General features: G+C 58.5%; 15 protein-coding genes. 6 read left to right on the top strand and 9 right to left on the bottom strand.

From position 1 onward, the window contains the following. The first annotated feature begins 234 nt into the window (after positions 1-234). Positions 235-1,215, top strand: coding sequence for a Gfo/Idh/MocA family protein (locus MUN82_RS16460; RefSeq protein WP_245092207.1), 981 nt, complete (start codon positions 235-237; stop codon positions 1,213-1,215). Between the two features lie 60 nt (positions 1,216-1,275). Here the strand turns inward: MUN82_RS16460 and MUN82_RS16455 are convergent, their stop codons facing one another. The 3 genes from MUN82_RS16455 to MUN82_RS16445 all read right to left on the bottom strand — a co-directional run bounded on the left by MUN82_RS16455 (position 1,276) and on the right by MUN82_RS16445 (position 5,396). After that, positions 1,276-2,454, bottom strand: a complete 1,179-nt coding sequence (locus MUN82_RS16455) for a glutathionylspermidine synthase family protein (RefSeq protein ID WP_245092205.1) — start codon at positions 2,452-2,454, stop codon at positions 1,276-1,278. A 44-nt stretch (positions 2,455-2,498) separates the two neighbouring features. Continuing rightward, positions 2,499-3,206: a Cj0371 family chemotaxis-regulating polar lipoprotein gene (locus MUN82_RS16450; RefSeq protein ID WP_245092203.1), complete on the bottom strand. Its 708-nt coding sequence runs from the start codon at positions 3,204-3,206 to the stop codon at positions 2,499-2,501. 78 nt (positions 3,207-3,284) lie between these two features. Next, on the bottom strand, positions 3,285-5,396 hold the full coding sequence (locus MUN82_RS16445) for a sigma-54-dependent Fis family transcriptional regulator (RefSeq protein ID WP_245092201.1): 2,112 nt from the start codon (positions 5,394-5,396) through the stop codon (positions 3,285-3,287). Between the two features lie 250 nt (positions 5,397-5,646). On the opposite strand from MUN82_RS16445, the gene MUN82_RS16440 reads away from it, so the two are divergent. From MUN82_RS16440 to MUN82_RS16430, 3 genes are all read left to right on the top strand, one after another. Next, entirely contained in the window at positions 5,647-6,993 is a 1,347-nt protein-coding gene (locus MUN82_RS16440; RefSeq protein WP_245092200.1) for a TolC family protein, read from the top strand. A gap of 120 nt (positions 6,994-7,113) precedes the next feature. Further along, the gene (locus MUN82_RS16435) at positions 7,114-7,557 is read left to right on the top strand and encodes a universal stress protein (RefSeq protein ID WP_245092198.1); all 444 of its coding nucleotides are present in this window, start codon (positions 7,114-7,116) and stop codon (positions 7,555-7,557) included. An 87-nt stretch (positions 7,558-7,644) separates the two neighbouring features. Continuing rightward, positions 7,645-8,727 (top strand): HlyD family secretion protein, encoded by a 1,083-nt coding sequence (locus tag MUN82_RS16430; RefSeq protein ID WP_245092196.1) that lies wholly within the window; start codon positions 7,645-7,647, stop codon positions 8,725-8,727. 50 nt (positions 8,728-8,777) lie between these two features. On the opposite strand, the gene MUN82_RS16425 is transcribed toward MUN82_RS16430, so the two are convergent. Further along, on the bottom strand, positions 8,778-9,185 hold the full coding sequence (locus MUN82_RS16425; protein ID WP_245092195.1) for a four helix bundle protein: 408 nt from the start codon (positions 9,183-9,185) through the stop codon (positions 8,778-8,780). A 100-nt stretch (positions 9,186-9,285) separates the two neighbouring features. On the opposite strand from MUN82_RS16425, the gene MUN82_RS16420 reads away from it, so the two are divergent. After that, a complete protein-coding gene (locus MUN82_RS16420) occupies positions 9,286-10,857 on the top strand; it encodes a DHA2 family efflux MFS transporter permease subunit (protein ID WP_245092194.1) in 1,572 nt (523 codons plus the stop codon). 221 nt (positions 10,858-11,078) lie between these two features. Here MUN82_RS16420 and MUN82_RS16415 read toward each other — a convergent pair whose 3' ends face one another. From MUN82_RS16415 to MUN82_RS16400, 4 genes are all read right to left on the bottom strand, one after another. Continuing rightward, the gene (locus MUN82_RS16415) at positions 11,079-12,113 is read right to left on the bottom strand and encodes a hypothetical protein (RefSeq protein WP_245092193.1); all 1,035 of its coding nucleotides are present in this window, start codon (positions 12,111-12,113) and stop codon (positions 11,079-11,081) included. A gap of 399 nt (positions 12,114-12,512) precedes the next feature. After that, positions 12,513-13,472 (bottom strand): hypothetical protein, encoded by a 960-nt coding sequence (locus MUN82_RS16410; protein WP_245092192.1) that lies wholly within the window; start codon positions 13,470-13,472, stop codon positions 12,513-12,515. A 148-nt stretch (positions 13,473-13,620) separates the two neighbouring features. Continuing rightward, positions 13,621-15,000, bottom strand: a complete 1,380-nt coding sequence (locus tag MUN82_RS16405; RefSeq protein WP_245092191.1) for a TonB family protein — start codon at positions 14,998-15,000, stop codon at positions 13,621-13,623. Then, on the bottom strand, positions 14,978-15,391 hold the full coding sequence (locus MUN82_RS16400; protein ID WP_245092190.1) for a BlaI/MecI/CopY family transcriptional regulator: 414 nt from the start codon (positions 15,389-15,391) through the stop codon (positions 14,978-14,980). The genes MUN82_RS16405 and MUN82_RS16400 overlap by 23 nt, the downstream gene beginning before the upstream one ends. A 353-nt stretch (positions 15,392-15,744) precedes the next feature. Here MUN82_RS16400 and MUN82_RS16395 point away from each other — a divergent pair, with 353 nt between their 5' ends. After that, on the top strand, positions 15,745-16,968 hold the full coding sequence (locus MUN82_RS16395; protein ID WP_245092189.1) for an alpha/beta hydrolase family protein: 1,224 nt from the start codon (positions 15,745-15,747) through the stop codon (positions 16,966-16,968). 123 nt (positions 16,969-17,091) lie between these two features. On the opposite strand, the gene MUN82_RS16390 is transcribed toward MUN82_RS16395, so the two are convergent. Beyond that, positions 17,092-18,321 carry a T9SS type A sorting domain-containing protein gene (locus MUN82_RS16390; RefSeq protein WP_245092187.1) on the bottom strand — a complete coding sequence of 410 codons (1,230 nt, stop codon included), beginning with the start codon at positions 18,319-18,321 and terminating at the stop codon, positions 17,092-17,094. Between the last annotated feature and the right edge of the window lie 38 nt (positions 18,322-18,359).

The raw sequence follows: 18,359 nt of genomic DNA, 5'->3' as shown, positions 1-18,359 counted from the left end.
GGTTGAGCAACTTTGCGGGGGTAGGCTAAGCGGTGCTGCCAGTAAGGCCGATTTCCGGTGAAAAGGGGAGAGGGCTCGGCTATGTAGTTTACTGTAGTAATCAGGAAGCACACGTGACACAAGAGCAGTGGGCTTTTTGATATCCGCTAGCAATACCCTTCTTGCTTCCTCAAGACCTTCTGTATACTGTTTGCGTACTTCTACGCGGGCGCATCGTTCCCGAATCCGCATCTTATGAAAAACACGAATTGGGGCATCATTGGCCCTGGCAAGATTGCCCACAAGTTTGCCCAAGACCTAGCCCTGGTGCCGGGCGCCCGTCTGCACGCCGTGGCCTCGCGCACTTTAGAGAAAGCGCAACAGTTTGCCGCGCAATACAACGCGCCGCACGCTTTCGGTAGCTACGAAGAACTGGTGCAACTGCCCGATCTGGATGCCGTGTACGTGGCTACCCCGCACTCCGAGCACCACGCGCACACGCTGCTGTGCCTGCGGGCCGGCGTGGCCGTGCTCTGCGAAAAAGCCTTTGCCCGCAATGCCGCCGAGGTAGCCGAAATGGTAGCCGTGGCCCGCGAAAAGCAGGTGTTTCTGATGGAAGCTCTCTGGACGCGCTTCATGCCCGCCACTCATAAAGCTCTGGAGCTGGTAGGGGCCGGCGCCATCGGTCGCCCCGTGCACATAGTAGCCGATTTTGGCTTTGCGGCCGAGTATAATCCGGCCAGTCGCTTGTTTGACCCAGGGCTGGCAGGCGGTTCGTTGCTGGATATTGGCATTTATCCGGTGTTCTTCAGCAAGTTTTTTCTAGGCGAGCCTACCCAGGTGAAAGCCGTAGGCGCCCTTACCGAAACGGGCGTTGACCTGACGTGTAGTATGGCGCTGGCCTACCCTAGCGGGGCCACAGCCAGCCTTTACTCTACCTTGGCCGCCACCACCGATACTACCTGCACTATTTACGGCACCGAGGGCAAGCTGCACCTCCACCACAAGTTTCATCACGCCCAGCGCATCACGCTGCACCGCACCGGCGAGGAGCCACAAGATTTCCACTTCGAGGAGGCCGGCTACGGCTACCGCCACGAAGCTCAGCACGTGCAGGAGTGCCTAGCGCAGGGCCTCACGGAAAGCCCATTAGTGCCGCTGGCGTTCAGCGAAAAGCTGATAGCAACGCTCGATGACATCCGGCAACAGCTAGGCGTGCACTACCCCGGCGAGTAGCAAAAGGGCCCTGACTATGTGAGTCAGGGCCCTTTTGTACTAAGTAGCGCAACTAGCTTCTTATACTAATACATGAGGCACAAACTCAGAAAGGTTGGTCATGAAACCGGTGTCGCGGCGGTAGCCGATGGCGCAGCCCTGGCCGGCCCAGAACACGCCTGCTTGATAGTAGCGTCCCTGCTCATCCTGGGGTAGGGCGGCGTAGCGTTGGTATATCTGGGGCTGCTGGGCGAAGTCGCCTTCTATTGTCTGGCCGGGTTGGCCGGCGCTCAGTTCCGTTACGTTCTGCCCCTCGCGCCCAAATACCGGCTTGCGCACGCTGTGGCCAGCTAGCTCCTCAAACGAAGCTTCCAGCAGCAGCGGGTGGTGCGGAAACTCCTGCCACAGCCAAGCCAGCATCGCTTTACTCTGGAAAAGGAGGGAATAGGCGGGGTTGGCCACCACCACATCCCGCGACTGCATAATCTGGGTGAGGTCGGTGGTCAGCTCCGGTTCTTCTTCAGCCAAGATTTCCCAGGGCACCAGCTTAAACACGAAATCAAACTTTTGCCACTGGCCGGGTTCTACCTCGGCCCAGGCGCCACGGTCGGCACCGGCTACGGAAACCGTCATGGCATCGGCTTCGCAAGAGTGGGCCAGCTCGAAACCGGCGGCCAGCGCAGCCTCGGCTACCACGGCGCAATTGGCAGCATCTTCCTCACTGCCCGGCAAGTGCACCAGCAGGAGGGTAGGGGTTAGGTCGTCGTTCAGCTCCAGCCAGTGTGTGAGCTGATTCTGCAAACACTCAAACAAGCCATTGGCCTGGCGGTCTTCCTCGCTGAGGCCAGCCGCTACCAGGCTGGCCCACTGCACCACGGCGGCCTCGGGTAGGCTAGTAGCCGTATCGGCGTTGAACTCGAGGAGTTTGGGGCCGTCGGGCGTTTGGGCCAGGTCGAAGCGGCCGTAGAGGTGCCAGTGACGGTCATCGGACCAGGAGTGCCTTACGGCGCCCCACAGCACCTCCGGAATAGCTAGGCGCCGCAAAAAGTCGTCGGGCAGCTCGTCGGGTATGGCTTGCACCAGCATGTCGTAGAGCGTGTCGGCGGCTTCTAGCAGGGCATCGGCCTGCTCCTCTGGGAGCTGCACAGCTTCTTGCGCTACGTAGTGTTGGCACACGTCTTCCACGGCCCAGTCCCAGCCTAAGTCGTGCAGGGTAGGGGCAATGTTACCGGCAAGCGGCACCGTATGAATAGTAGGCATATATAGAGGGTAGGAAACAGGGAGAAATGAGGGAAGCGGCTCGCCTACCCACCAAACCCGCGGCCGCCGTAGCCACGGCTGCCAAAGCCAGAACTCCGGCCCGAAGGGGCACTTGTGCGTATGTTGCTGCGCCCACTGGTACCCGTAGAGCGCACTACGCTGCTGCTGGGCCGAATGCCGCTGTTGCCTATGGCCGTGCGCGTGCCGCTAAAGCCCCGCCCGAAAAAACTGCGGCCCTGGTCACGCTCTCGTGCTACCTGGCTACGCCAGCCCCGGTTTTGCTGCAACACTCCAGGATTGGCGTACGCAGCGGGCTGAGGCGTGAGAAACCGTCCGGCCATGTAGCCCAAGCTACTCCACATCAGAATGTTCATGAGGCCACCGCCGCCGCTGCTCACCGTCTGGTTTTCGGGGTGTTGCTGGCTGTATTGGCGCATCTGCTGCTGTAGGGCCTGGCCTTGTAGGGTGTCTACTTTTCCGTCGAAGTGCTTGAGAATAGCTGCTACTTCTTCTTTGCCGGCCGGGCGCTCGGCGGTAATCTGCCACTTGTCGGGCTGCACCTCGGTTAGCTCCGTGATAACGCCTTGGGAGTAGGAGTCGGCGGCATTGTCCCAGCTGCCGGTTTCGGTGGTGGCGCGGTCCGATTCTGTGTTGCCGGAGCAAGCGGGCAGGGCCAGGCCCAGGCTAGCGGCAGCGGCCGTCAGCAATAGGTTGCGGCGCCAGTCGCCCAGCGGGAAGTAAGGTTTACGCATGCGTCTTGTGGCTAAAGCAGGTGAAAAGGCGAAGTTCTTCTACGGATAATCGGCAAAACAGGTGTGCGGCACGCTGCCCTACCCTACCCCCACCGTGCGCCGAATGCCCAGCTTCTTCATGCGGGCTTCCAGGGTTTTGGGGTTGATGTCGAGGAGTATGGCCGCACCGCTGGGGCCACTCACGCGGCCACCGGTGTGGTGCAGCGCCGCCAGGATATGGTCGCGCTCCTGGTCTTTCAGGGTCTTGAGGGGTTGGCCGCTGACAGGGGGTGGGGGCACGGCATCGGGCGCGGTGGGGTGCAGGATCGTTGCAAAGCCGCCAAAATCCAGAAAGGGCCCGCTGGATACAATCACGGCCTGCTCTACCACGTGCTCCAACTCGCGCACGTTGCCGGGCCAGGAGTACGTCTGCAAGGCCCGCAAATCCTGTTCGCGCAGGCCGCGCACGGGCTTGCCCATCTGCTTGGTGAAGCGCTCTAAAAAGTGGCGCATCAGGGGCTCAATATCCTCAGGCCGCTCGCGCAGAGCGGGTAGGCGCACCGGAAACACATTGAGACGGTAGTAAAGGTCAGCGCGGAATCGGCCGGCGGCTACCTCGTCTTCCAGCATGCGGTTGGTAGCCGCAATCACGCGCACATCGGCTTTCAGTACCCGCTGGCCGCCCAGGCGCTCAAACTCCTTTTCTTGCAACACCCGCAGCAGTTTGGCTTGCAAATCCAAGGGCAGCTCGCCTACCTCATCCAGAAAAATGCTCCCTCCGTCGGCCACCTCAAACTTGCCGATGCGCCGGTCTATGGCGCCCGTGAAAGCGCCTTTTTCGTGGCCAAACAGCTCGCTCTCAATCAGCTGGGCGGGTAGGGCGGCGCAGTTCACCTTCACCAGCGCCCGTGCCCGGCGCGGGCTCTGTTGGTGCACGGCGCGCGCCACCAGCTCCTTGCCGGTGCCGGTTTCGCCGGTTACCAACACAGTAGAGTCGGTGGGGGCTACCTGCATGATGCGCTGAAATACGCCCTGCATGGCCTCGCTGCCGCCCACAAAATCGGCAAAGCGAGCGGCGGCGGTGGTGTTAATCTCGTCGATGAGGTAGGTACGCTCCCGCTCCAACTGGGCGCGCAGGTGCTCAATCTGCTCGAAGGCAAACACGTTTTGGATGGCCAGCGTGAGTTGGGGCACCAGCAGCCGAATCAGCTGCAAGTCATCCTCCGAGAGCGAGTCTTCCTGTTGTTTGGTTGATAAGATGAGGGTAGCGCTTAGATCTTCCCGCACCCAAAGCGGCATGCATAAAATAGCACGGGTGCCGCGCTGCTCCCAAATGTGGCGTAGCAGCGGGTAGCGCGCCGCCATGGCCTGAAACTCAGCCCCGGCATACACGCCTGGCTTGGAGAACAGCGGCGCAATTTGCTGTTGCAGCTGAGCGTAATCGGGTAGGTAGTCCCAGCGGGTAGGGTCGGTGGGGAGGAAGGTGCCGTCGGGTTGCTTCATGAACTCAGCAAATGCCTGAATCGGACCATCGGCTTCCTGCACGCGCACACCGAAGTAGGTGCACGGTACCACGCGGTCTATTTCGGTGGCAATACGCTGAAACAGCTCCCCCCGCTCCTTAATGGTTAGTAGGGCATTGGTAAGCGCCAGCTGCATACTTTTCTCCTGTTCCCGCCGCGCCACGTCCTCAAACGCCAGGGTGTTATTGACGGCGACTGCCACCAGGCTGCCAATCTTTTCGAGCAGCGAAACATCCTCGGGCGAGAAGGCAGGATGGCGCCGCGCCACCAACGACAGCAGCCCAATCAGCCGTCCGCCCGTGCGCAGCGGTACCACCGTAAAGTAGCGTAGGCCTTTTTTCAACATCTGAGCCAGCGGCTCGTAGTTGTTGTAGCGTGGCAACAGCTCCGATAGGTCGTATTGCCGGAGCTGGGTAGAACTGCTTACAAACTCGGCAATAGGCGAACCCGGAATGGACTTGCTGGCATGAGGCACAGCAGGTAGCATCTCACCTAGGTAGTCGCGCAGAAACACGCGCCGATACTGCTGCTCGTTGTCGAGGGTGATGATGGTAATAGCGTCGAACGGAAAAATCAGCCGCAGCTTTTCCGTGACGGTCTGAAACAGCGCTTCCTTGCTGCGCGTGGTAGCAATAGCATCGTTGAGGTAGAGCAGCAACGACTCATCCTGACTGTTGGGCTGGGGCATGATGGAGGGGGAAATAACCGAAGCAACAACAAAATAACGGCTGACATTTCCTTATATATGAGGAAATAAAAATAAGGTATTCCTGAAATATAGGGAAAACAGAGGTGGCTTATCTGCGTATTGGCACGGCATATTTTATGCAAAAATCCCGTTTATGGGCAAATAAAGCAGTTTTTGGAGGGCATTGTGAAAGGTAGAATGGCTTGGCACATCTTTCGGATAGGGAGCAGCATCCATACGCTGTTTTCTTATGCATCTCCGACCAACCTTTGCCGCGCCGTTCCTCACAACCTTAGGGTTGCTGGTAGGTAGCGCCGCTTATGCGCAGGTACCTATATCTACCGCTGTTGCCGGCGACTCACTGTCGCTGGAAACCACTATCCGCTCGGTGCTGGATGCCAACCCTTCCATCAATGCGTTGCAGGAGGAAGTGAACCGGGCACAGGCTAGTCTGGCCGAAACCCGCACCTACCTGAAACCGGTGGTGAATGGTAACGCCAGCTACACCCGCATCGATCCGGTAGTGAAGCTGCCCTTCGATGGCCAGGTGCTGCAATTTGCGCCCAACAACAACTACGACGTGCACGTGGCTGCTCAGTACACGGTACTGGATATGGGTCGCACGCGCGCCAACATTGATCTGTCGAGAAGCCGCATTGCGTCGGCTACCGACCAGATTGCCGTTACGCGGCGCGACCTGGCTTTCTCAGCGGCCCAAAGCTACTACGGTATTCTGTTTGCCCGTGAGGCGATTCGGGTGCAGGATGCTCAGATTGCCTCGCTGCTGCAACACCAGCGCGAAATGGAAAAGCGCGTGGAAGGAGGCGTAAGCACCAGCTTCGACGTGACGACCACCAAAGTGCGCATTGCGCAGGCGCAGAACACCAAAATTGATCTGCAAAACCAACTGCAAAACCAGGAAGTGCAGCTAGCCCGGCTGCTGCACCGCCCCGAGAGTGAGGTAGTGCCGGTGCGTGGCCGCTTCGAATACAACCCGCAGGCCGTAGACGTGGCGGCGGCTTTGGCGGCCGGTTCCGAAAACCGCCCCGAAGTGAAGCTGGCCAAAGACGCCGAGCAAACCGCCATTGCCCAGCAGCGCGTAGTGGAAGCCAGCAACCGCCCCAGCCTGAACGTGCTGGGCCAGGCGGGCGCCAAAAACGGGTACATTCTACCTAATATCGAGCGGATGCGCTTCAATACGGTGTTGGGCGCGCAGCTGAACGTGCCCATCTACGATGGCAACCGCAATAAAACGCAGCGCGTAGGTGCGCAGTCGGCCGTGAAAGGGGCGCAGGCTCGCACCCAGGACACGCAGGAGCAAGTGCGTGCCGATGTGCTGCAAGCGGTGAACAACATGCAGGCCAGCACCGCCCGCTACGACAACTCCCAGGTGCAGATTGGACAGGCCACCGACGCCCTCACTCGCGCCAAATCGCGCTACCGCTACGGGGTAGGCAACAACCTCGACGTGCTGGATGCTGAAACGCAGCTGGCCCAGTCGCGCCTCTCCCGCTTGCAAGCCATCTACAACTACACCATCGGCCAATACCAGCTTCGCCGTGCCACTGGCGAGCAGATTTGGGAAGCGGTGAAATAGTGAGATGGTGAGTTTGCTGTTCTGGCTGCGCTGCTTGCACAATATGCGCCATCGGAAAGTCAAACTCACTATCTCTCCATCTCACTGTCTCACCATTTCACCATCTCACTATCCCACCAGATGACCCTCACCACTGTTTTGTGTCCGCTTGATTTCTCGGTTGCTTCGGCGCCGCTGGTGCGGTATGCTACTACGCTGGCGGCGGCCACCGGTGCCGAGCTGCGGCTGCTGCACGTGCTGGAGGCCCAGCCGGAGCTGCCCGTGGCCGGGTTGTCGCGCCCGCTTGACCTGGATATTGCCTTGCAACTGGCCAGCTACCGGCTAGAGGCGGAGCAGGCTGGCGTAACGGTCAGCACGACCATTGTGCAGGGCGACGCGGCTACGGAAATCGTGGCGGAGGCCCGGCGCTACCCCGCCGACCTGATCCTGATTGGGGCGCACGGCCGCACCGGCCTCACGCGCTTTTTGATGGGCAGCACGGCCGAAGCCGTCGTGCGTACCGCACCTTGCGCTACGCTTCTCGTAAAGAACTGTCAGGCTGACGAATACCGACAATCGGCCTAAAAAATACCGGGGTGGCCAGTTACTTAAAAGCCCGGCCTACCCTTTTCCAACTCGTATTCAACTACTCATTCTAAGCTCCCTTTTCTAATGGCAACTTCTGTTCAACAAGACGCCACCGTCGTAACGCCTACCAGCGAGCAGCCGGAAAGCGGCTCGCGACGCCCGATTATTTTTATCATTCTGGCATTGGTACTGCTGGTGGGGGGCTATTTTGGCTACCAGCGCTATCAGTTTGGCCAGGCCCACGAAGAAACCGACGACGCCCAGGTAGAGGGCGACGTGTACCCCGTGATTCCGCGCGTGGGTGGTCCCGTGCTCGACGTGAAAATTGACGACAACCAGGTAGTGAAAAAAGGTGATGTGGTTGTTACCCTCGACCCCGCCGACTACCAACAGCGCGTGAATGCCGCCGAGGCCGCTCTGGCTGCGGCTCAGGCCAACGTAACGGCTGCTCGCACGGCTATTGGCACGGCGCAAGCCAACGTGCGCGCTGCCCAGGCTACCATTGGGGTAAGCTCGGCCAACCGCGCCCGCCTCGAAAAAGACCTGAAGCGCAGCACCTTCCTGCGCAAGGAGGATATCATCCCGCAGAGCGATTATGATGCCGTACAAGCCAACCTGCAAGCCACTACCGCCCAGCGCGCTACCGCCGAGCAGCAGGTAGCTGTAGCCCGGCAGCAAGTAGCCTCGGCCGAGCAGCAGGTAGCCGTGGCGCAAGCCGTGGTGAAGCAACGCCAAGCCGACCTCGACAATGCCAAGCTGCAACTGAGCTACGCTACCATCACGGCGCCCGCCAATGGGGTAGTGAGCCGCAAGAACGTGCAGCCCGGCCAAGTGGTAGCACCCGGCCAGCAGCTGTTTGGCCTGGTCGCCAGCGACCGTACCTGGGTGGTAGCCAACTTCAAGGAAACCCAGCTGGAAAACATGAAAGTGGGCCAGAAGGTGAACATTGAGGTAGATGCCTACCCCAACGAGGAGTTTGAAGGCCACGTGGAGTCACTATCGGCGGCTACGGGCGCCCGCTTCGCCCTGCTGCCCCCCGACAACTCGACTGGCAACTTTGTGAAAGTAACGCAGCGCGTACCTGTCAAAATCGCCCTCGATAAAGTAGACCCCGAACACCCCCTGCGCGCCGGCATGAGCGTGACTGCTACGGTAGCGGTGAAATAGATTTATAGGGTAGGAGGGTATGGGTGTAAGAGGGTAGGAAGGGTTAGCGACTAAAATCTTTTTTCTGTTGCTCCTTCCTTACTCTTATCCCGAGCGGTTTTCTCGGCTTTGCCAATAATGGCCAATATAGCTTTTGCTTCTAGGAGCAACTCATCTAGTTTGCCCGCAGGCAGATTGCCTGCTTCATTCAACAACTCCAACCACAGTACGGATTCATCAGCTTCTTCGAGCGCAATGTGCAGTTTGGATACAAATTCCCGGTGGGAACGGGCGCGACAGGCTGCCCGGTAATTAGCTGCAACAGATGTACCCGATCGAACCAGCTGTGCACCCGCTGCCCGGCAAGAAGGTGTAACCGGTAGCCGATCTACCAACTTCATTATTCGCAGGGCAAAGGATTTGGTGCGTTGCCGGAATTCCTCGGCAAAATCAAAGTTGGAGTGGTTGCCAGATGACATAGTTGCTTTCCCTGAGCCTCAAACAGGAAGATATTAAATTCTCCTGTACCATCTCTACTTCCTACCCCCATACCCTCCTACCTTCCTACCCTTTCAATATATGGAAACCGGATTTACCAAGTGGATCATTGTCATTACGGTGGTGATGTGCTGCTTGCTGGAATTGATTGATACCAGTATCGTGAACGTGGCCCTGACCCAGATGATGGGTAACCTCTCGGCCACGCAACAGGAGGTGAGCTGGGTGGTGGCAAGCTACGCCATTGCCAACGTAATTGTGATTCCGATGACCGGCTTCCTGGCCGAGCAGTTTGGGCGCAAAAACTACTACCTCGCCTCCGTTATTCTGTTCACCATTGCCTCCATGGCTTGCGGGCAGAGCACCAACATTTGGGAGCTGGTGGCCTTCCGCTTCATTCAAGGAGTAGGAGGCGGCGCCCTCATGGCTACCTCGCAGGCTATCCTGGTCGATACGTTTCCGCCCGAAGAGCTGGCCCTGGGCCAAGCGCTGTTTGGCATGGGCGTAATTATCGGCCCTACCATCGGCCCTACCCTGGGTGGCTGGATTGTAGACAACTACGACTGGCCCTGGATTTTCTACGTGAACGTACCCGTAGGCATCTTGGCCAGCATCTTCACCATCCTGTTCATCCGGGACCCCGAGCGCATCAAGAATGCGATTCCGCGGCCCCTGCGCCAGATCGACTGGGCAGGTATTGCGCTGTTGATTATCGGGATTGGGGCTTTGCAGCTGGTGCTGGAGCAGGGCGAGCGGGAGGAGTGGTTTGAAACTCCCTACATCGTGATAGGTACTGTCCTGGCTATCGTTGGCCTGGTAGGCTTTGTGGTGCGCGAGATGACGGCCACGCACCCCATCGTGGATCTGCGCGTGCTGACCAAGAGCCGCAACCTCTCTATTGGGGCGTTTCTGTCGTTTGTGCTGGGCTTCGGGTTGTTTGCCTCGGTATTCGTGTTCCCCATTTTCTGCCAGCGCATTCTGGGTTTTTCGGCTGAGCAGACTGGCCTGATTCTGTTGCCCGGTGCCATTGTATCGGGTCTGATGATGCCTGTGATGGGGAAAATGATTCAGCGGGGCATCTCGCAGAAGTTTATCCTGCCGGTGGGCTTCCTGGTCTTCTTCATCTTCTCCTATTGGATGAGTGTGCGCCTCACACCCACAGCCGGCGAGGGCGACTTTTTCTGGCCGCTGATGCTGCGTGGGTTCGGCCTGAGCATGCTGTTCCTACCCATCACCACCATGTCATTGGCGGGTCTGAGCGGGAAGGATGCTGGGCAGGCGGCTGGTCTTACGGGTATGATTCGGCAGCTAGGCGGCTCGTTTGGGGTAGCTTTGGTAGGTACGTATCTGGAACGCGCTATTTTCCAGAACCGCAACGCGCTACTGCCCCACATCTCGCTGTACAACCCCGAGACGGCAACCCGCCTGAACGCCTTCATTGCCAACTTCCGCGCCAAGGGTGCCGACCTGGTACAGGCCCAGCAAATGGCCTACGCCGCCCTCGAAGGCACCCTGATCAAGCAAACCTCCATCATCACCTACGCCGAAATCTTCCTGATGATTGGCGGCTTCTTCCTCATCTGCGTGCCTCTGGTGCTGTTCATCAAGCGCGCCAAGCCCGGCGAGAAAGTAGACCTGAACGCAGCGCACTAACGAGTGAGTAGTGAAGAGAGGATTTTGAAGAAGGCGCGTTGAAGAGGACGCGTTAAAAAAAGGCGTGTCATCCTGAGCAAAGCGAAGGACCTTATTACAATAAGAACGACCATCGTAACAACGACTCGTTCCACTGTCAGAAGGTCCTTCGCTTTGCTCAGGATGACACGCCTTTTTTCTGTTTCACGACTTTACAAACTCACTCAGTCGCTCAACGAAACTTATTGATACTGAATGTACAGTGGCTTCGGCGTAAGCTCGGCTAGGACCTCCTTAGGCGTCATCATGTGGTGAGGAGCGGGGCGGGGGTCGTACTCGTAGAAGAGCTTGAAGCCGGTGTACTGCACGGGCTGCTTCTGGATGTAGGCTTTGTAAGAGTCCTTTTTCAGGATGGGGTTGCCCCAGCCATCCATATGCATCACCACCTGCACGTGCGGATCGAGCTTGATGTTCTGGTAGTTCGTGAGCATGCCCTGCGTGAAGCGGTGGACCATCAGAATCTTGGGCGGCAGCTTGTTTTCGCGCACGATGCGCGTGAGAAATTTGATGGCGTAGTTCACATCCTTGGCATCGTAGGTGCCGATTTTCTTACCCGGCCGCACGCCCTTGGTAGCCATGGCAAACTCCGGGTCGATGCCCAGGTGCACGGTGGGGGCTTTGAGGTAGGGCTCTAGCTTGGGCAGCTCGTGCTCCAGGTCGCTCAGGCCTACCTGCACATCCAGGAACAGAATGGCGTTGCGCTCCTTGGCCCAACGCATGGTTTCCTCGATGGTGGCCTTGGAGTTCATCAGGCGGTACTTACCGTCCTTGCCCGGCGCGCCCTGGGCCGTGATGGTCACGCTATGCAGGGCCGGCATCACGGGTAGGGTAGTATCGGCGGCCTGCCACTCCTTCAGCACCCCGTCGAACTTGCGCAGCATTTGCTCCTTGGGCTCGCGGCCCAGAATGCCCATGCCTTTTGCCCGGATGTTGCCGTAGAACGCCACAATGCGGTGCCCCGGCAGAATAGCGCCTGGCAGCTGCCCATTCACGCGGGCCACGGAGTCGGCCCAGAGCGAGTCGCGGCGCATGGCTTCCAGCTTTAGTTGCAGCGAGTCGACGGGTGGTGGGGCAGAGGTTACTTGTTCTACGCTGGCCGTAGAAGCAGCATCAGGGTTGGCGCGTTCCTGACGGGAGCCGCAGCCAATTAAGGCAAGTAGTAAACCGGAGCTAGCAAAGAACGCAGGTAAAATTGGGCGAGATATAAATGCAGGCACAGCGAGTAGTTAAGGTAAAATGATAGGGCTATGGGCCATAAAGCTAGGAAGTTCACTAACAAAAATTCTATTAATCATGGAATAAGGATATGTGTCTTCGGTAAGTGGCTGAGGGTGTTGCCGTGACGCGCCGGTTACGGACGAGCTAAGCCATTCGTCTTGCAAGAGCAACCCTATTGGCATAAAAAAGCCCTTAGACTGATGCAGGTGTAAGGGCTTTTTTATGCCAGTAGAGTAGGAGTGAAAAGGTTGTGTCATCCTGAACGCAGTGAAGGACCTTATCACATGTGAACGATACTCGTAACAACGACTCGTTCTAGCGTGAGAAGGTCCTTCACTGCGTTCAGGATGACACAACCTTTTTTAATTCACCATTTCACAAACTCACAACTTCACCCTTTACTGATACTGAATATACAGCGGCTTTGGGTCCAGGGCGGCTACTTCGGCGGGGGTCATGAGGCGGGAGCCGGGGCGCCGGTCGTTTTTGTAGAACAGCTTGAAGCCGGCAAACTCCACGGGTTGCTGCTTGATGAACTTGCGGTAGGAGCCGCGCTTGATTTTGGGCGTGCCCCAGCCGTCCATGTCCATCACAATCTGCACGCGCGGGTCGGTTTTAATGTCCTGGTAGTTGGTCACCATATCCTGGCGGAAGCGGTGCACCACCAGCACTTTGGGCGGCAGTTGGTATTCGCTCACGATATCAGCCAGAAAGCGGCGGGCATAGTTCACGTCCTGGGCATCAAACTCGCCTACTTCCGTGCCCGGCCGCCGGCCCGATTTCATCGAGAACTCCGGGTCGATGCCCAGGTGCACGAAGGGTAGGCGCAGGTAGGGTGCCAGGCGGGGTAGCTCTTCGGGTAGGGTGCTTAGGCCCACTTGCACATCCAGAAACACCAGGGCGTGCTGTTGTTGGCCCAGCGCTATCATGCGCCGGATGGTACTGTCGGGTAGGGGGGCGCGGTACTTGCCATCAGCACCGGAGTCGCGCTGGGCGATAATGGCGGTGAGGTGCAAAGCTGGGCGCACGGGGCGCTTGGGGTCGGCGGCTTCCCACTCTTCTATTTGGGCGTCGAGGCGGCGCAGCATCTCATCGGCCGGATACTCGCCTAAGATACCCATGCGCTTGTGCAGAGGGTTGCCATAGTAGGCCACAATACGCGAATCGGGCAGGATGGCGCCGGGCAACTCGCCGTGTACTTTGGCAACGGAATCGGCCCGCAACGAATCTTGGTGCAACTGCTGCTGCCGGGCACGCGCCAGCTCGGCGGGGGTAGGCTGCGGCCGCTTCTCCTGCGGCGACGAGCAGCTAACGCTGAGTAGTAACAACACTACCGCGCAGCACCAGCGGGTAGGCAAAAGACGAAAAAGCCGAATAGAAGCCACAGACGCGCGAATCCTCAAGTGATGTGGAAGCTAAAGATACGCGCCGGGCCGAAAGGACGTTCCGGGAGGTAGGAAAAATGCCCGCTACCCTGCGTGCGCAGATAGGGTAGCGGGCGACTAATTACTTCTCCAAAACATAAGTGACTGGAATAGTGAAGGACACATTTACTGGCTTACCTTCTTGCTTGCCGGGTGTCCAGCGAGGCAGTTCTTTGACGACGCGCAACGCCTCCTCATTCATCGCCAGCATAGGTGGCGTGGTGACAGTAGTGACTAAGGGAGACTCACCCTTTACTGGCTTGACAGTCAATTTTTGCTGAATCCCTTTCATAAGATGCACATCTTCTATACTGCCGTCTTTGGTGACAGTGAAGCTGACAAATACTTTGCCCTCTATGCGCTGTGCTATAGCAGCTTCTGGATACCGAATGTTTTCGCCAATATATTTCAATAAGCCACCTATACCGCCTTGTGGCTCTGGCATTTGTTCGACATAGTGATACAGTTTATCACCCTTTGAGTCAATTGTAAAATATTTCCCATCAATCATAGGCGGTGGCGGCGGGGGGGGCACTGGCATGGAAGAGGCCTGAGTAGCAGTCTGTGAAAGCGCAGCCTCATCAGCCGGCGTATTCTTCTCACAAGCAACTACAAACAACAGTGCAGCACACACAGGCAGAGCGAGCCACTGCTTCCAGCGGCGAGGTATAGACGAATGGTTCAGCATGGCAATACGGGTTAAGGTGGAAGATGAAAAAAAGGAATGCGCGAGGGTAGGGGCCTGCCCTAGCCAGCCAGTAGCTTGGCGGGCCAGCAGGCGGATGTATTCCATAGAAGTAGCGGGTGTCACGGCGGCGTCGGCGAGGTACTCGTGGGTGAGATCGAGGGCGCGGGGGAGCAGATGCACAAAGAGGTTGGGCCAAAGTAGCGCCTGCCACACGCGCAGCCAGAGCCGGTCGAGGGTGTGACGCTGACGCACGTGCACCAGCTCGTGGCGCAGCACTTGGGCGGCCTCGGCGGCGGAAAGTGGCGCGGTATCGTCCCAGTACACAGTCCGGCCAAAGGAACCAGTAGGGCGCAGGCCGCTGGTGCGACGCAACGTGTAGTCTGCATGCTGCTCGGTGGGTAGGGTGCGCGTGAAGCGCCAGAGCATCAGCAGTTGCCAGCCCAGCCTACCCAACAGCAAACCCACACCGGCACCATATAGTAGCAACACCCAAAACAGCAGCGGCGTAGCGGAGGCACTGGTAGCCGAAGCGCCTACCGTGACGGCCGGCAACAGCAGGCGCAGGGGTGTCTGGGCTGTGGAGGCCGCTGGAAGCCAGGCCGCAGGCAGGTGGGCCAAGGGTAGCAAGACTGCCAGCAGCGGAGCTAGCAGAAGCAGCGTGCGGTTGTATTGAAAGCACCGCTCGCGGCGCAACGCTACGTGGTAGAGCAGCCACAGCACGCCTAGCGTGAGAGTGCTCAGCAGAAGCCAGTTAAGTGGTTGGGTCGTCGTCATCGCGCGAGTCGGTTGGGGTAGGGGGTAGGTCCTGCTGGGCGTGGCGCAGCAGCTCATCGAGTTGCCGGGCATCCAGGTTTTCTTCCTGGGCAAAAAAGCTCACCAACCGGCTGAACGACCCACCGAAATAGCCGCCCAGCAGCTTGGTAAGCGAAAAGCGCCGGTAGGCATCCTGCGCCACCAGAGCGTAGTAGCGATGCGTGCGCCCAAAGGCCTCGTGCCCCACAAAGCCCTTCTGCTCCAGAATGCGGATGATAGTAGACACTGTGGTATAGGCCGGGGTAGGCGCGGGCAGTTCCGGCAGCACGTCCTTCACAAACGACGGCCCCCGCTGCCACAGCACTTGCATGACTTGCTCCTCAGCGCGGGTGAGTTCAGGTAAATTTTCCATAAGCAGTGGTTAAGGAGAGGAAGGTATAACTAATATTTTAGTTATACAACTAATTTTTTAGATATGTTGTCTGAATCACGGATTCGCTCGGATTTTTCGGATTAGTCGGATTTCGTGGACGATTATCATTCAACCTTCCCCAGGGCTGAAGCCCTGGGTTACGTAGCGTTATTTATTGCTATCTGCTTCTTTCCACTGATTAGCCCAGGGCTTCACCCTTGGGAAAGGCTCGTCCACGAAATCCGACTAATCCGAAAAATCCGAGCGAATCCGTGATTCAGATAGTCGGTGAAATCGAATTTTTCGGCGGCCATGGTGTTATACAATGACCTTCCATTCATTCTATTTCTATCGTGCGTTTTCCTAAGCTTGCTACCCGTTTGGCGTGGCTCACTGGTTTTCTCGGCGTTGTGCTAGGGGCTGGTGCTGCCGCCAGCTGTAATTCCGATTCGCCTACCCCCACCACTTCCACCGACACCCCCGAGGCCCCGGCTGCCGCCACACATCTGGTTGGCAGCAAGCTCATTGGTGAGTATAGCGTACAAACCCTGGCGGGGCGTGTGGCGCAGGTGCCGCTGGTGGGGGCGTTGGCCAAGTACCCTATCAAGGTATACCGACTCACCTACACCACCCAGAATACCGATGGCCAGACTGTTACGGCCTCCGGGGCGCTGCTGGTGCCCACGGCCCCCGTGGCCCTGCCGCTGCTCAGCTACCAGCACGGCACCCTACGCCCCGCCGACGAAGACCACGCGCCTTCTTACTACAGCCCCAGCAGCGAGGTGTACTCGGCGGTGTCGGTGCTGGCTTCTACAGGCTACATTGTGGCGGCCCCTGATTACATTGGCTACGGGGCCAGTAAAAATCTGCCGCACCCCTACGAGCATGCAGCTTCTTTGGCCTCTGCCTCGTTGGATATGCTGCGAGCCGCGCGAGAGTTCTGCGCCCAGCAGAAAATCCAGCGCAACGACAAAAACTTCCTGGTGGGCTATTCCGAGGGGGGCTTTGCCACCATGGCCCTGCATAAGCTTATCGAGGAGAAAAACAGCCAGGAGTTTACCGTGACGGCCAGCGCGCCGGGCGCGGGTGCCTACCACAAATCGGCCTTTGCGCGCTACATCCTCAGTAGCAACCAACGCCTGAATTTCTTGAGTACTTATGTGTGGGTGCTGAGCACCTACGACCGGGTGTATAAGCTGAACCGGCCGTTCGACTACTATTATAAAGCACCTTACGCTGCGCAGCTCAAGGCCGATCAGTTCAGTGCTGTGCCTGGGCTGCCCAGCCAGCTCTTTACTACCGCTTTCCGCGACGCAGTGCTCAGCGGCAACGACGCGCCCCTGGCCGCTACCCTCACCGACAACGACATCTACGACTGGAAGCCCGCCGCCCCCGTGGCCCTGTTCCACGGCACCGCCGATGACTACGTGCCGTTTTTCAATTCTGAAGACGCCTACAAAGCTATGCGCGCCCGCGGCGCTACCCAAGTGGAGCTACGCCCCATCGAAGGCGCTAACCATTTCTCTGCCGCAGCGGCTTACACACTGGCCGCGTACGCATTCATTGCGCAGTATTAAGGGGTAGAATAGTTGTTGCTAAAAGCGTCATCCTGGCCACTGGTTGGGATGACGTTTTGTTTTAAGAACCTGCCCCTGGAGGATGTCGCGCATCAAGCGAGGTGAGCTGGGGGTAGGTAGCCGCTACTCAATCAATATAGTTTGCGAGTAGGTAGCGTGTGCCGAGACGATGCGCGCGAAGTACAAGCCGGGCGCCAGCTGCGCGAGGTTCAACTCGTGGGTCTGATTGCGGGCGTGCAGTTTCGTCGTTAGTACAAGACGGCCATTGGGGTCATGCAGCGTAAGTTGGGCGTCCTCGCGGGTAAGGGCCAGCGTTTGTACACGCAGCACGTGGCGCGCCGGGTTGGGGTACAAGGCAAATTGGGCCGCTCCGGCCACCTGGCTGCTGGTGGTAGCCACTGGTGCCAGCCACTCGCTGAGGCCGAGCGCATACAGGCGGGGTGGCAACGTGAGAAAGCGCTCATTAGAAACCAGCACCGAATAGCGGCCCGTGAACGTAAGAGCTTCTACCTGCCCTACCAGCAAGGCCGATGGCAACTCCAGGCGGCGCTTGTTGCCTTGCAGCACGTGCCCCGCCGGAAAATCAAACAGCAGCCACACAAATGCGGCGCCTGTAGTAGTGTAGCCCAGCAGGGCGGCCTCGGTGCCCGCAGTGTTGAGCGCGGCCCCGGTCACGAGGCCATTCACGTTGAAGGTAGCGCGGTAGCGGGCCGCGTAGGTGCCCGGTGCGGCCGGAACGGTATAGTAGCTGGTTTGCTGATCGGCCCAGTTCTTCGTGAAAATGTGGAGCGAGTCGTTGGCGACGAAAAAGGCCTCGGCATCGAAATTATGCTGATTGACGACGGGCTGAAAGTTGGTTTGCTGGGGGTAGGAAAACGCAATGGCCTCTGCCGCCACCGTTACCTCGGACGCCGTACCAATGGCCGCTTTTGGGACGCGCAGCACGCGCAAATCGCGCCGGTTGCCGGCGTTGTTGCCGAAGTCGCCGATGTACAGGTACCGGTCATCGGCGATGAGGTCTTCCCAGTCTACATTGGGGAAGTTGCTGATGCGCACGCGCTGCTGTACGGCGCCAGTGGCCGCATCGAGACGGTAAAGCACGGGCTCGTTGCCGCTGTCGTTGAGCGTCCACAACTGCTGATTAGTGTACACCAGGCCGGAGGTTTCGTTCACCTCTGCGGGTAGGGTAGCGCGGCTGGGTAGGGCAGTCGTAGTGGCAGCGTAGCGGCAAGAGCCGTCGTTGCGGGTAGCGGCGGGAGCAAAGTTGGTGGCCCGCGGGTCGGTGCAGCCCGTTTGGGCGGCGGCGTGGTAGCCCAGGCCAAGCAGCAGGAAGAGTAGTATTTTCTGCTTCATACGGGCGAAAGATAGTGTAGCGTCAAGTAATAATTTAG

The organism is Hymenobacter aerilatus, from assembly GCF_022921095.1.
Taxonomy (GTDB): Bacteria; Bacteroidota; Bacteroidia; order Cytophagales; family Hymenobacteraceae; genus Hymenobacter; species Hymenobacter aerilatus.
Note: the sequence above shows the minus strand (reverse complement) of the source record. Positions and strands in the feature narration are given on the sequence as shown.